Here is a 14,113-nt window from a genome sequence, read left to right on the forward strand (position 1 = left end):
AGGGTAATTGCCAGATGAACGTATTGAATAAAAAAACCATATTATCAATAGCCTGTCTTTCTGTTTTCATGACAGCCTGCGGGGATAATGACCGTCAGACTACTACACCGACACCAGTAGTCGAGGGTAAAGCCGTTGAACTGAATATTCTGCATATCAATGACCATCACTCCCATTTAGATGAAGAGCACTGGAACTTTAGCTTGGCACAAGGGGCTGAGGAAGAAAATTATAGCGTCAGCCGGGGTGGTTTTGCCCGTGTCGCCGGTTTAATCAACCGTCTGACAGAGGAATATCCGAATGTGATCAAACTGCACAGTGGTGATGCGATTACCGGCGATCTGTATTTCAACCTTTCTGAAGGTAAGGCGGATGCAGATGCCATGAATACGGTCTGCTTTGACAGTTTTGTGCTGGGTAACCATGAATTTGATGCCAAAGATGCAGGCCTACAGAAATTTATTAACTATCTGGATGCCGGTAACTGTGCCACACCAACCCGTATTGTATCGGCCAATGTGAATTTTGGGCCATCTTCGCCGCTGTATCAGACCCAGCGCATTGAAAAGTCTTTTATATTTGAACGTGGCGGTGAAAAGTTTGCCATTATTGGCCTGACCATTGCCGACAAAACCAAGAATGCCTCTCAGCCGAACAGTGACACTACGTTTGCCAATGAAGTTGAAGCGGCTCAACAGGAAATTGATCGCCTGAAAGCTCAAGGCATCCATAAGATTATCCTGCAAACCCATACCGGTTTTGCCCTAGATCAGCAACTGGCTGCGGCTTTAACTGATGTTGATGTAATTGTCGGCGGTGATTCACATACCTTATTAGGTCCGGACAGTTTAGAGGCGGTCGGCCTGAGTCCGAGTGGTGCGTATCCGACCCAAGCGCGAAATAAAGATGGTGATCTGGTCTGTATTGCCCAGGCCTGGCAGTACAGCTATGTGGTGGGTGATTTAAAGGTCAAGTTCAATCCGCAAGGCCAGGTGGAACAGTGTAGTGGCACACCGCACATTTTAGTGGGCGATGACTTTAAGCGTGAAAATACCGAGAGCAAACAGTTTGAAGCCCTAAATGCAACCGAACAGGCGGCGCTGCTGGAGCGTTTTAAAGCGGCGAATATTCCGATGCAGGTGGTCAGCCCATATACCGCGACCTTAAATGTGCTGCTGCCATATCAACAACAGAAACAGAATTTTGCCAGCACGGTGGTGGCTCAGGCAACCGATAACCTGTGTTTACGCCGTGTACCGGGGACGCAGCGCGATACCAGCCGTTCTAGTCTGGGCGATATCTGTAACCAGAATCCGCATGTCATTGCTCATGGCGGCGATATTCAGCAGATGATTGCCGAAGCCTTCTTGCAACAAGGTAAAGTGTACTTTGATGCCGATCTGTCATTCCAGAATGGTGGTGGGGTGCGTGTGGATGTCGCGGCAGGTCCAGTCACCGTAGAGAAAATCTATCAGGTACTGCCATTTAAAAATACACTGGTCCGTCTGGATATGACTGGTGCAGAAATTAAAGCCACGCTGGAAGATGCGATTAGCGGTGTGGTTGAGCAGAGAAATACTGGCAGTTATCCATATACTGGTGGTTTACGCTGGCAGGTAGATTTAACCCAGGCCAAAGGGCAGCGTATTAGCCAGCTGGAAGTGCGTAATGCAAGCGGTAGTTATGAAGCACTGGTCTTGGATCGAACCTATAAAGTGGTGACTATCGACTTCCTGGCCAATGGACAGGACTACTATAGCAGCATGAAAGAGGTGACAGGCGAGCGCCGTATGGATGTGGGCCTCGATTATGCCGAAGCGTTTTTACAGTATGTCGAGCGTTTACCGGGAACAATCGGACAAAAATCACTCGGTAAATTGCCAACAGCGGATTACAGCACGCAGAAATTTACTGAATAAGATAAAAAGAAAGCCAGCAAAAAATCCCGTTCGCGGGATTTTTTCTGTTAAATTGTGCAAAAAATAAGTGAAAAACCGGTTTTTTTAGCTGTTTCGTAGAAAAAAGATACATACGTGAAAAATAAAGTGAATTGGGGCTTGCAATGATTCTGAAATCCTCTAGAATGCACCCCATACCGACGAAATAGACGGAAACGAACGAAGCACGAAGTGCTGAGTTGTTAGGTTTATTAAGTCCAGCTTCTGGCACTGACGAGGTGTTAGAAAGATCATTAAGAGATTATGAAGAACAACTTGTGTGGATTTTTACTGGTTGATTAATCGAAATTATTTTCATTGATTGATTGGTTTAAATTACTCGAAGTTTATTTGAGCGAAATTTAAGTCAGAAAATTGATGAGCCAAGTTTAAGAGTTTTACTTATAAAACTCGAAATGATTTTAACTGAAGAGTTTGATCATGGCTCAGATTGAACGCTGGCGGCAGGCTTAACACATGCAAGTCGAGCGGGGTGATGATAGCTTGCTATCGGAACCTAGCGGCGGACGGGTGAGTAATGCTTAGGAATCTGCCTATTAGTGGGGGACAACATTCCGAAAGGGATGCTAATACCGCATACGCCCTACGGGGGAAAGCAGGGGATCTTCGGACCTTGCGCTAATAGATGAGCCTAAGTCGGATTAGCTAGTTGGTGGGGTAAAGGCCTACCAAGGCGACGATCTGTAGCGGGTCTGAGAGGATGATCCGCCACACTGGGACTGAGACACGGCCCAGACTCCTACGGGAGGCAGCAGTGGGGAATATTGGACAATGGGGGGAACCCTGATCCAGCCATGCCGCGTGTGTGAAGAAGGCCTTTTGGTTGTAAAGCACTTTAAGCGAGGAGGAGGCGCTCTAGGCTAATACCCTAGATGCGTGGACGTTACTCGCAGAATAAGCACCGGCTAACTCTGTGCCAGCAGCCGCGGTAATACAGAGGGTGCGAGCGTTAATCGGATTTACTGGGCGTAAAGCGCGCGTAGGTGGCTAATTAAGTCAAATGTGAAATCCCCGAGCTTAACTTGGGAATTGCATTCGATACTGGTTAGCTAGAGTATGGGAGAGGATGGTAGAATTCCAGGTGTAGCGGTGAAATGCGTAGAGATCTGGAGGAATACCGATGGCGAAGGCAGCCATCTGGCCTAATACTGACACTGAGGTGCGAAAGCATGGGGAGCAAACAGGATTAGATACCCTGGTAGTCCATGCCGTAAACGATGTCTACTAGCCGTTGGGGCCTTTGAGGCTTTAGTGGCGCAGCTAACGCGATAAGTAGACCGCCTGGGGAGTACGGTCGCAAGACTAAAACTCAAATGAATTGACGGGGGCCCGCACAAGCGGTGGAGCATGTGGTTTAATTCGATGCAACGCGAAGAACCTTACCTGGCCTTGACATACAGAGAACTTTCCAGAGATGGATTGGTGCCTTCGGGAACTCTGATACAGGTGCTGCATGGCTGTCGTCAGCTCGTGTCGTGAGATGTTGGGTTAAGTCCCGCAACGAGCGCAACCCTTTTCCTTACTTGCCAGCATTTCGGATGGGAACTTTAAGGATACTGCCAGTGACAAACTGGAGGAAGGCGGGGACGACGTCAAGTCATCATGGCCCTTACGGCCAGGGCTACACACGTGCTACAATGGTCGGTACAAAGGGTTGCTACACAGCGATGTGATGCTAATCTCAAAAAGCCGATCGTAGTCCGGATTGGAGTCTGCAACTCGACTCCATGAAGTCGGAATCGCTAGTAATCGCGGATCAGAATGCCGCGGTGAATACGTTCCCGGGCCTTGTACACACCGCCCGTCACACCATGGGAGTTTGTTGCACCAGAAGTAGGTAGTCTAACCTTAGGGAGGACGCTTACCACGGTGTGGCCGATGACTGGGGTGAAGTCGTAACAAGGTAGCCGTAGGGGAACCTGCGGCTGGATCACCTCCTTAACGAAAGATTGACGATTAGTAAGAATCCACAACAAGTTGTTCTTCATGATGATGTATCTGAGGGTCTGTAGCTCAGTTGGTTAGAGCACACGCTTGATAAGCGTGGGGTCACAAGTTCAAGTCTTGTCAGACCCACCACTAACGACAAGCAAGCAATTGCAGAGCGAATAGAAATCAGAACATTGACTTATTGATAAGCTGGGGACTTAGCTTAGTTGGTAGAGCGCCTGCTTTGCACGCAGGAGGTCAGGAGTTCGACTCTCCTAGTCTCCACCAAATTTCAAGATCAGAAAAACAACGTTTTTCCTTGGAATTTAAGCAAAAAGCTATGCTTTGCGCAGGCTTTAATCGAACGAAGTCTTAGATTATAGAAATTAATAAGAAGTTAGCGTAATATGCGCGTCTTGTTAACTTCTGTGATTTATCACAGTTGACTGCAGTCCGACGAGGATGTAGTGAATCATTAACAGATTGGCAAAATTGAGTCTGAAATAAATTGTTCACTCAATCAATATACGTTAACGCGTTGTTATGACGGGTTGATGAACGTAGATTGAATTGAGAACTAGCAAATTAACTGAATCAAGCGTTTTGGTATATGAATTTAGATTGAAGCTGTACGGTGCTTAAGTGCACGTGACTTCGAACTGTAGATTAAATAGATAATTGATTATTTATTTAATTGTCTTAATCCTACTTGTAGGGATTAACGACTGTTTGGGGTTGTATAGTCAAGTAATTAAGTGCATGTGGTGGATGCCTTGGCAGTCAGAGGCGAAGAAAGACGTGATAGCCTGCGAAAAGCTCCGGGGAGGCGGCAAATATCCTTTGATCCGGAGATGTCTGAATGGGGAAACCCACTTACCATAAGGTAGGTATCAATACATGAATACATAGTGTATTGAGGCGAACGAGGGGAAGTGAAACATCTCAGTACCCTTAGGAAAAGAAATCAATTGAGATTCCCTCAGTAGCGGCGAGCGAAAGGGGAACAGCCCATTAAGTTATGTGTGTTTTAGTGGAATGCTCTGGGAAGTGCAACCATAGTGGGTGATAGTCCTGTACACGAAAGGGCACACATAATGATGACGAGTAGGGCGAGGCACGTGAAACCTTGTCTGAATATGGGGGGACCATCCTCCAAGGCTAAATACTCCTGACTGACCGATAGTGAACCAGTACCGTGAGGGAAAGGCGAAAAGAACCCCTGTGAGGGGAGTGAAATAGATCCTGAAACCGCATGCATACAAGCAGTGGGAGCCGACTTGTTCGGTGACTGCGTACCTTTTGTATAATGGGTCAGCGACTTACATTCAGTAGCAAGGTTAACCGCATAGGGGAGCCGTAGGGAAACCGAGTCTTAATAGGGCGTATAGTTGCTGGGTGTAGACCCGAAACCAGGCGATCTATCCATGAGCAGGTTGAAGGTTGGGTAACACTAACTGGAGGACCGAACCCACTGTCGTTGAAAAGCCAGGGGATGACTTGTGGATAGGGGTGAAAGGCTAATCAAGCCTGGTGATAGCTGGTTCTCCCCGAAAGCTATTTAGGTAGCGCCTCGGACGAATACCATTGGGGGTAGAGCACTGTTTCGGCTAGGGGGTCATCCCGACTTACCAAACCGATGCAAACTCCGAATACCGATGAGTACTATCCGGGAGACAGACTGCGGGTGCTAACGTCCGTAGTCAAGAGGAAAACAATCCAGACCGCCAGCTAAGGCCCCAAAATCATAGTTAAGTGGGAAACGATGTGGGAAGGCATAGACAGCTAGGAGGTTGGCTTAGAAGCAGCCACCCTTTAAAGAAAGCGTAATAGCTCACTAGTCGAGTCGGCCTGCGCGGAAGATGTAACGGGGCTAAAACTATGTGCCGAAGCTGCGGATGTATACATTGTATACGTGGTAGGGGAGCGTTCTGTAAGCCGATGAAGGTGGATTGAGAAGTCTGCTGGAGGTATCAGAAGTGCGAATGCTGACGTGAGTAACGACAAAACGGGTGAAAAACCCGTTCGCTGAAAGACCAAGGGTTCCAGTCCAACGTTAATCGGGGCTGGGTGAGTCGACCCCTAAGGCGAGGCCGAGAGGCGTAGTCGATGGGAAATTGGTTAATATTCCAATACTTCAGTGTAATGCGATGAGAGGACGGAGAAGGTTAAGTCAGCCTGGCGTTGGTTGTCCAGGTGGAAGGCTGTAGGCATGCATCTTAGGCAAATCCGGGGTGCTCTATGCTGAGAGCTGATAGCAAGCTAGTTTACTAGCGAAGTGGCTGATACCATGCTTCCAGGAAAAGTCTCTAAGCTTCAGTTACACTGGAATCGTACCCGAAACCGACACAGGTGGTCAGGTCGAGTAGACCAAAGCGCTTGAGAGAACTCTGCTGAAGGAACTAGGCAAAATGGTACCGTAACTTCGGGAGAAGGTACGCTGTTGACGGTGATGGGACTTGCTCCCTGAGCGGTTGACAGCCGCAGAAACCAGGCCGCTGCAACTGTTTATTAAAAACATAGCACTCTGCAAACACGAAAGTGGACGTATAGGGTGTGATGCCTGCCCGGTGCTGGAAGGTTAATTGATGGGGTTAGCGTAAGCGAAGCTCTTGATCGAAGCCCCAGTAAACGGCGGCCGTAACTATAACGGTCCTAAGGTAGCGAAATTCCTTGTCGGGTAAGTTCCGACCTGCACGAATGGCATAATGATGGCGGCGCTGTCTCCAGCAGAGGCTCAGTGAAATCGAAATCGCTGTGAAGATGCAGTGTACCCGCGGCTAGACGGAAAGACCCCGTGAACCTTTACTGCAGCTTGACATTGAACTTTGACCTTACTTGTGTAGGATAGGTGGGAGGCTTTGAAGTTGGAACGCCAGTTCCAATGGAGCCGTCCTTGAAATACCACCCTGGTAATGTTGAGGTTCTAACTCTGTCCCGTGATCCGGGACGAGGACCATGTCTGGTGGGTAGTTTGACTGGGGCGGTCTCCTCCTAAAGAGTAACGGAGGAGTACGAAGGTGCGCTCAGCGTGGTCGGAAATCACGCGTAGAGTATAAAGGCAAAAGCGCGCTTAACTGCGAGACCCACAAGTCGAGCAGGTACGAAAGTAGGTCTTAGTGATCCGGTGGTTCTGTATGGAAGGGCCATCGCTCAACGGATAAAAGGTACTCTGGGGATAACAGGCTGATACCGCCCAAGAGTTCATATCGACGGCGGTGTTTGGCACCTCGATGTCGGCTCATCTCATCCTGGGGCTGAAGCAGGTCCCAAGGGTATGGCTGTTCGCCATTTAAAGAGGTACGCGAGCTGGGTTTAGAACGTCGTGAGACAGTTCGGTCCCTATCTACCGTGGGCGCTGGAAATTTGAGAGGATCTGCTCCTAGTACGAGAGGACCAGAGTGGACGAACCTCTGGTGTACCGGTTGTGACGCCAGTCGCATCGCCGGGTAGCTATGTTCGGAAGGGATAACCGCTGAAAGCATCTAAGCGGGAAGCCTACCTCAAGATAAGATTTCCCTAGGAATTTATTCCTCTAAAGAGCCGTTCGAGACTAGGACGTTGATAGGTTGGGTGTGGAAGCATAGCGATATGTGAAGCTGACCAATACTAATTGCTCGTGAGGCTTGACTATACAACACCCAAACAGTTGTTGTATCAAGCTGGATTCTAAACTAATCCTTGATTTAGTTAATGCGACACAATAAAATTCAGACCCAATAGCCAATCCGTTAATAACTCATTTGGAACAAAGTAAGGCATTACATGCAAAAGCATCAAGCTTAAGCAAAGTAACTAAGACCCGAACAAGTCCATAACAGTTGTGCTGGCGACAATAGCAAGAGTGAACCACCTGATCCCTTCCCGAACTCAGAAGTGAAACCTCTTAGCGCTGATGGTAGTGTGGGGTTACCCATGTGAGAGTAAGTCATCGCCAGCTCATTAATTCAAAATCCCCCTAGCTTAAACAGCAGGGGGATTTTTTTATGGACGTAATTTCTAGTTTATATATCTACGACCTAGACAGTATTTTTCTAGCTTTATGACACAATTTTTACATTTATTTGCAAATTTGTGTGGTAGAAGTTGTCATTTAAGCCTGTCTTAAAAATTGCAATGATGAAGCTTTTATTTCACTGTTTTGTAATATAAAAATTTAAAAAAATAGAATAAGTTTCCAGTAATTATAAGATTTATAACTAAATTTTCTGCTCTGAAATTGAGCTTTATTGCTAAATCAAATCTGATTTTTAAGAAAAATTTATCATTTAGACCTTTTATCCATAGACAAAAAATGAATAATCATTCATTTTATAGACAAAAGTGAATGATTGTTCATTTTTTTATATTAAGAATAAAATCTCACAATTGGAGGTGAGGATTAATGACAGCAACAACAATGAATGTGAATGCTGTAGTGGACAAGGCGAAGTTCAAACCTTTTCATTTAAACGTCGTACTCTGGTGTTTATTTGTAGTCATCTTTGACGGTTATGACCTGGCGATTAATGGCGTAGCCCTACCACTACTGATGCAAGAATGGAATATGACTGCTGTGCAAGCAGGCATGTTGGCCAGTACTGCCCTGGCCGGAATGATGTTCGGTGCCATGTTTTTTGGCATGCTGGCCGATAAGATTGGCCGTAAAAATGTCATTTTAATTTGTGTGACCTTATTTAGCGGTTTTACCTTCTGGGGCGGTTTCGCATCTAACCCGACTGAATTCGGAATTTTGCGCTTTATTGCCGGTTTAGGAATTGGCGGAGTATTACCGAATCTGGTGGCCTTAACCTCTGAATATGCACCACAAAAACTGCGCAGTACCTTGGTGACCACCATGTTTAGTGGGTATGCGGTCGGCGGTATTATGGCTGCGTTACTGGGTGCCTGGTTAACTCCAAGTTTTGGCTGGGAAGTGATGTTCTATATCGCGGGTATTCCACTGTTACTGTTACCGATCTTGTGGAAGTTTTTACCTGAATCATTGACCTTTTTAGTGAAAAAACAGCAGGATGAAAAAGCGCGCCAGATTATCCAGAAAATCACGCCAGAAGAAAAAGTCAGTGCGCAGACTCAACTGGTCTTAAATGAAGTACAGGTGCCGGATGCCTCTATTGCCGCCTTATTTAAGCAAAACCGTGGCATGAGTACCTTATTGTTCTGGTGCTGCTTCTTTATGTGTTTATTGATGGTCTATGCACTGGGCAGCTGGTTACCAAAACTGATGATGGCCGCTGGTTACTCGCTGGGCAGCAGCCTGATGTTCCTGATGTCGATGAATATTGGTGCAGTAATTGGTACCATTGGCGGCGGGATTCTGGCAGACCGTTTCCATTTAAAACCGGTGATTATTGGCATGTTCCTGATGGGGGCTGTGGCGCTGGTTGGATTAGGCTTTAACTCGCCACAACCGGTGATTTACCTACTGGTGGCGCTGGCTGGAGCTTCCGCAATTGGCAGTAGTATTCTGCTATACAGCTTTGTGGCACAGTATTATCCACTGGCGGTACGTTCAACCGGGATTGGTTGTGCCTCTGCGGTCGGCCGTGTGGGTGCAATTGTCGGCCCGATTATTATTGGGGTGCTATTGGGTATGGAATTACCGCATAAACTGAATTTCTTGGCGGTGGCGATTCCAGCAGTGATTGGTGCAATTGCAGTCGCCCTGATTCGTATCCAGAAAGCCTCAGAGCCGGTTACCGAAACACCACCGGTGGTGTCCAAGGCCAGTCGCTCTTATAGCTAAACCGATGTAATTCATCTGAATCAACAAAAAGCCTCAGTAGAGGCTTTTTGTTTAAAGGGAAAAAGATGATTTGCCTGGCTTAGAAATGTGCTTCCAGCCCAAGATAAGGACCTTTAAAATCCAGCTGGAGATTATGTTCATCACCTTCGTTTAGCTCCACATCTAGAATGCGGTAACCGGCTTTCAGGCCGACATCGATCAGTAAATTATCAATAAAATTATATTTCAGTTCTGCCTGCGCATCGCTAATGACAGTATCATCAAACTTGGCATAGCTGGCTTCGGCTTTGGCACTTAAACCGGTAAAAGGTAGTTTCACCCCGGCTTCGGCATACAGCATTGGCAAGGTTTCACTGACCTGTTCCACTTCGGTTAAATTCTGCTGCACGGTACCGTCCAGCACCTTGGCACCCACACCAATATCGGCACTGACAATATTGTCCAGAATTTCGTAATAGACAATGAAGTCGGAATAATCGAGGTCGATCCGCTCCATCTTTTCATTCAGAACTTCACGTTCTGATTCTGCCTCAAGTGTGCTGTGCTTGATTTTGACATTCGGCAATAACGGTACTGGATGTTCAACCGCCAAGGCAAAAGACAAACTGGAGTCATCTTTCATCTCGGGCTGGCCCAAGGCACTCGATAAGTCACTGTCATAATGCCAGTAATCGACGCTACCTTTAACACCAATAATATCGGCCTGCGCGGCGCTAAAACAGCCAAGACCGAGGATGAAACACAATGCTGGACGTGTACGCATAAAAATCCCTGTAGAGCTTGTATATTCTCAGAATAAATTTATTGTGGAGGATGGAACCGGGAAACATCTCGGCGCATCATATCGGGAATTGGTATAAATTGCATTGACGCATCATGCAAAAAATAGAGGACCTGCACATGGCTACGCACACTGATCATCCGCACGATTATCCTTTATATCTGGCTGGACAGCCGCATGTGACCGGCCAGTGGCTAGAGGTCGAAGATAAGTATCTGCAGCGCTGTTATGCACGTGTGGCGCTGGCCGATGCAGAGACGCTGGAGCAGGCGATTCAGGCCGCAGTCCAGGCGGAAGCGGCGATGGCGGCATTAAAACCGTTTCAGAAACAGAAAATCCTGCTGCATTGTGTGCAGCGTTTTCAGGAATGCCGGGCCGAGCTCACCGAACTGCTGATTATTGAAGGCGGTAAACCGAAAAGGGCTGCCGCTGCTGAAGTGGAGCGGTTAATCAATACCTTTCAACTGGCTGCGGATGCAGTAACCCAGATGGATCAGGGCCGGATGATGCCATTGGCAGTAACTGCCGCGGCTTGCAGTTATCAGGGCATCAGCAAACAGGTACCGATTGGCGCAGTGTCGCTGATCAGTCCATTTAATTTTCCTCTGAATTTGACGGCCCATAAAATTGCACCCGCGATTGCTGCCGGCTGTCCCTTTGTTTTAAAACCGGCCAGTCTAACCCCGATTTCTGCCTTAAAAATTGCCGAGATTCTGGCAGAAACCGATTTACCGGCTGGTGCCTTTTCGGTATTGCCCTGTCCGCGTGAGCAGGCCGATGTGCTGGTCACCGATGACCGCTTTAAACTGCTGAGCTTTACCGGTTCCGATGTGGTGGGCTGGGACATGAAAGCGCGTGCCGGACGTAAAAAGGTCACGCTGGAGCTGGGCGGCAATGCTGCCGTGATGATTGAGGCCGATACCGAAGTCAATGATGCACTGGTTGACCGGCTGATTGGCGGTGCCTATAACCATGCCGGGCAGGTGTGTATTAGTGTGCAGCGTATTCTGGTACATCACGCGATTTACACACAGCTTAAAGATAAACTGGTCAGCCGTTTGCAGTCATTACGGGCGGCTGATCCGCGGCTGGACAGCGCTTTGGTTGGGCCGATGATTAAAGAGAACGAAGCCGTGCGCCTGAAAAAATGGCTAGATCAGGCCGTAGCAGAAGGCGCGACGATACTGGTGGGTGGTGAACAGCAGGGAGTGATGTTCGAGCCGACATTGCTGGAGCAGGTTTCGCCTCAGTCAGAAATTTACCAGAATGAAGCTTTTGGTCCGGTGGCTATTCTGGAGCCGTATGAACAGTTTGAGCAGGGTATTGAACGGATTAACCAGAGCCGCTTTGGTTTGCAGGCCGGGGTCTATACCCAGAATCTGCAGCAGATGCTATATGCCTGGGACCAGCTGCATGTTGGCGGGGTGATTATTAACGATATTCCATCATTCCGGGTCGATAACATGCCGTATGGCGGGGTCAAGGATTCGGGTCTGGGCCGTGAGGGAATTCAATCGGCAATTCGTGATATGCAGGAAGAACGTTTGCTGGTGATCCATCAACCGGGTTGACGGCTTGGGGTGCATCAAGGGCAAGCTTGAGCTTGATGCATTCTCATCTATAGATCACGGCAATCTATTTAAATACAGCATCTGAAGAAAGCAGTGCGGGTAGGTGATAGGCATTTTATATCATCGGGTATAAATGACCGTTTAAAGGATGGCAATTGAGTTTTCAGTTTTACTTCATAATATATTCCAAAAAGTTTGGTAATTCATAACCAAAATTGTACAATAAATAAGCTGATTAATTGAGCGGTTGAATCAGGATAGATTATAAAAACCCAAGATTTGGAGCAGAAATTACAGAATAATTTTTTAAAAGTGAGTATTGTTGAACCATATAAAAGGGAGTCTTCACGATGCACTTTAAGCAAGTTTTCGTCATTCACTCCCTGTTTGTCATTTAGAAACCAGTACCCAAAAGGTCAAGGCTAAATCAAACACTCAAGATTAATATTGCATGGTGCTTTTTTGCTTGCGAGAAAACCACATAAAAAGCAGTGAAAAAAGCATCTAGGTTTAGGTGTTTTATGTCAGGAAATCGTGAAAACTGGTCCGCGCGATCAGGCTTTATTATTGCAGCGATTGGTTCAGCTGTAGGCTTGGGGAATATTTGGCGTTTTCCCTATGTGGCTTACGAAAATGGTGGTGGTGCCTTCTTAGTACCGTATCTGGTGGCAATTTTTGCTGCCGGTTTGCCGTTATTATATTTAGATTACGCGGTCGGGCATAAGTTCCGTAAAGCGCCGCCACTGGCGTATAAAAAGCTCATGAACAGTGAGTCCTTGGGCTGGTGGCAGGTGATGGTGACCTTGGTCATCGGGATTTACTATGCCAGCGTTCTGTCCTGGGCCGGTAGTTATATGTACTACGCAATTGGCCAGAAATGGGGGGCAGACACCCAGGCCTTCTTCTTTAATTCCTATTTGCAAAATGGCGAAGGGCTGGCCTTGGGCTTTGTACCGACCTTATTCTTCGGTCTGGTGATTGTCTGGGCGGTGGTGATGTTCATTCTCTACGGTGGTGTACGTCGTGGTGTGGAACTGGCCAATAAAATCTTTATGCCGTTACTGGTGGTACTGTTCACGATTCTGGTGATTCAGGCGATCCGTTTACCGGGTGCAACCGCAGGTTTAAATGCCTTCTTTACCCCGAACTGGGAAGCGATGGGCAACTATAAAGTCTGGCTGGCCGCATTTGGTCATATCTTCTTCTCGCTGTCTGTTGGCTTCGGGATCATGCTGACCTATGCCTCGTATTTAAAGCGTAAAACCAATATGACTGGTTCCGGTGCGGTGGTTGCGCTGGCCAACTCATCTTTTGAAATTCTGGCCGGTATCGGGGTATTTGCGGCTTTGGGCTTTATGGCGTTCAGCTCAGGCTCAACCGTGGAAGAAGTGGTATCTGGCGGTATTGGTCTGGCTTTTATTGCCTTCCCGAAAATTATTTCCAGCATGGGCGCAGGCGGCGACTTATTTGGCTTCCTGTTCTTTGCCTCGTTGACCGTTGCCGGGATTACTTCCATGGTCAGTATTCTGGAAGTGCCGATTTCAGCTTTCCAGGACAAGTTAGGCTGGTCACGTAAAAAATCGGTCAGCATTATTGCCGGTGGTTCTGCCATTGTTTCGACCCTGATTTTCTCGACCCATAGTGCGATTACCTTTGTCGACATCATTGACTACTTTGCCAATAATATTGGTATTGTTGGCGGTGGTTTACTGTCGATTATTCTGGTGTCGTGGTTCCGTCGTCCGTTATTGTCGCAGTTACAGGCGCATATCAACCAGTACTCTAGTATTAAACTGGGTGCCGGCTGGAACTTCCTGTTAACCGTGATTACTCCATTATCATTACTGGTGGCTTTAGGCTTAACTATCAAGTCGATTGTTGCAGAAGGTTATGGCGGTTATCCGGCTGAAATCTTATGGCTGGTGGGTGGCGGTACGCTGGCCCTGTTTATTGTGGGTGCCATTGTACTGAGCTGTCTGAAAGACAAAGTCCCGGAAGAGGAGAACTAAGATGAATACTGAAGCAATTATCATGATGATCATCTCGACTGTCCTGCTCTGGGGCGGTTTAATCTTGGCCATGATTCATCTGAGCAAACATCCAGATGAACCAGAGGATTAAGTCTGTGGTA

6 protein-coding genes, 2 tRNA genes and 3 rRNA genes are annotated in these 14,113 nt (G+C 47.4%); 10 read left to right on the forward strand and 1 reads right to left on the reverse strand.

Translation table 11 applies throughout. The features are described from left to right. Positions 1 to 14: 14 nt before the first annotated feature. The 7 genes from ACVLR6_RS00085 to ACVLR6_RS00115 all read left to right on the forward strand — a co-directional run bounded on the left by ACVLR6_RS00085 (position 15) and on the right by ACVLR6_RS00115 (position 9,630). Complete coding sequence (locus ACVLR6_RS00085) at positions 15 to 1,919, forward strand: bifunctional metallophosphatase/5'-nucleotidase (RefSeq protein ID WP_075168102.1); 1,905 nt, start codon at positions 15 to 17, stop codon at positions 1,917 to 1,919. 441 nt (positions 1,920 to 2,360) lie between these two features. Continuing rightward, positions 2,361 to 3,899: ribosomal RNA gene (locus ACVLR6_RS00090) — 16S ribosomal RNA — on the forward strand. Positions 3,900 to 3,960: 61 nt separating this feature from the next. Continuing rightward, positions 3,961 to 4,037 (forward strand) — tRNA-Ile (locus tag ACVLR6_RS00095). A 62-nt stretch (positions 4,038 to 4,099) separates the two neighbouring features. Next, positions 4,100 to 4,175, forward strand: a tRNA-Ala gene (locus ACVLR6_RS00100). Positions 4,176 to 4,628: 453 nt separating this feature from the next. After that, positions 4,629 to 7,518, forward strand: a 23S ribosomal RNA gene (locus ACVLR6_RS00105). A gap of 191 nt (positions 7,519 to 7,709) precedes the next feature. Continuing rightward, positions 7,710 to 7,824, forward strand: a 5S ribosomal RNA gene (gene rrf, locus ACVLR6_RS00110). Together the 16S, 23S and 5S rRNA genes with 2 tRNA genes alongside form the textbook arrangement of a ribosomal RNA operon. Before the next feature lie 444 nt (positions 7,825 to 8,268). Beyond that, positions 8,269 to 9,630, forward strand: a complete 1,362-nt coding sequence (locus tag ACVLR6_RS00115) for an aromatic acid/H+ symport family MFS transporter (protein ID WP_005181158.1) — start codon at positions 8,269 to 8,271, stop codon at positions 9,628 to 9,630. A gap of 79 nt (positions 9,631 to 9,709) precedes the next feature. Here ACVLR6_RS00115 and ACVLR6_RS00120 read toward each other — a convergent pair whose 3' ends face one another. Then, positions 9,710 to 10,393 (reverse strand): TIGR04219 family outer membrane beta-barrel protein, encoded by a 684-nt coding sequence (locus ACVLR6_RS00120; RefSeq protein WP_005181160.1) that lies wholly within the window; start codon positions 10,391 to 10,393, stop codon positions 9,710 to 9,712. Between the two features lie 137 nt (positions 10,394 to 10,530). Here ACVLR6_RS00120 and ACVLR6_RS00125 point away from each other — a divergent pair, with 137 nt between their 5' ends. The 3 genes from ACVLR6_RS00125 (at position 10,531) to ACVLR6_RS00135 (ending at position 14,103) form a co-directional block, all read left to right on the forward strand. After that, a complete protein-coding gene (locus ACVLR6_RS00125) occupies positions 10,531 to 11,982 on the forward strand; it encodes an aldehyde dehydrogenase family protein (RefSeq protein WP_104500439.1) in 1,452 nt (483 codons plus the stop codon). A 521-nt stretch (positions 11,983 to 12,503) separates the two neighbouring features. Further along, positions 12,504 to 13,991 (forward strand): sodium-dependent transporter, encoded by a 1,488-nt coding sequence (locus ACVLR6_RS00130; protein ID WP_016658905.1) that lies wholly within the window; start codon positions 12,504 to 12,506, stop codon positions 13,989 to 13,991. 1 nt (position 13,992) lies between these two features. Next, positions 13,993 to 14,103, forward strand: a complete 111-nt coding sequence (locus tag ACVLR6_RS00135; RefSeq protein WP_005181164.1) for a methionine/alanine import family NSS transporter small subunit — start codon at positions 13,993 to 13,995, stop codon at positions 14,101 to 14,103. Positions 14,104 to 14,113 lie beyond the last annotated feature (10 nt).

The organism is Acinetobacter sp. T63, from assembly GCF_053852345.1.

Excerpts from the sequence above, each read along its gene's own strand:
- ACVLR6_RS00085 (WP_075168102.1), top strand. The coding sequence starts at position 15 with ATGAACGTATTGAATAAAAAAACCATATTATCAATAGCCTGTCTTTCT.
- ACVLR6_RS00115 (WP_005181158.1), top strand. The coding sequence starts at position 8,269 with ATGACAGCAACAACAATGAATGTGAATGCTGTAGTGGACAAGGCGAAG.
- ACVLR6_RS00120 (WP_005181160.1), bottom strand. The coding sequence starts at position 10,393 with ATGCGTACACGTCCAGCATTGTGTTTCATCCTCGGTCTTGGCTGTTTT.
- ACVLR6_RS00125 (WP_104500439.1), top strand. The coding sequence starts at position 10,531 with ATGGCTACGCACACTGATCATCCGCACGATTATCCTTTATATCTGGCT.
- ACVLR6_RS00130 (WP_016658905.1), top strand. The coding sequence starts at position 12,504 with ATGTCAGGAAATCGTGAAAACTGGTCCGCGCGATCAGGCTTTATTATT.
- ACVLR6_RS00135 (WP_005181164.1), top strand. The coding sequence starts at position 13,993 with ATGAATACTGAAGCAATTATCATGATGATCATCTCGACTGTCCTGCTC.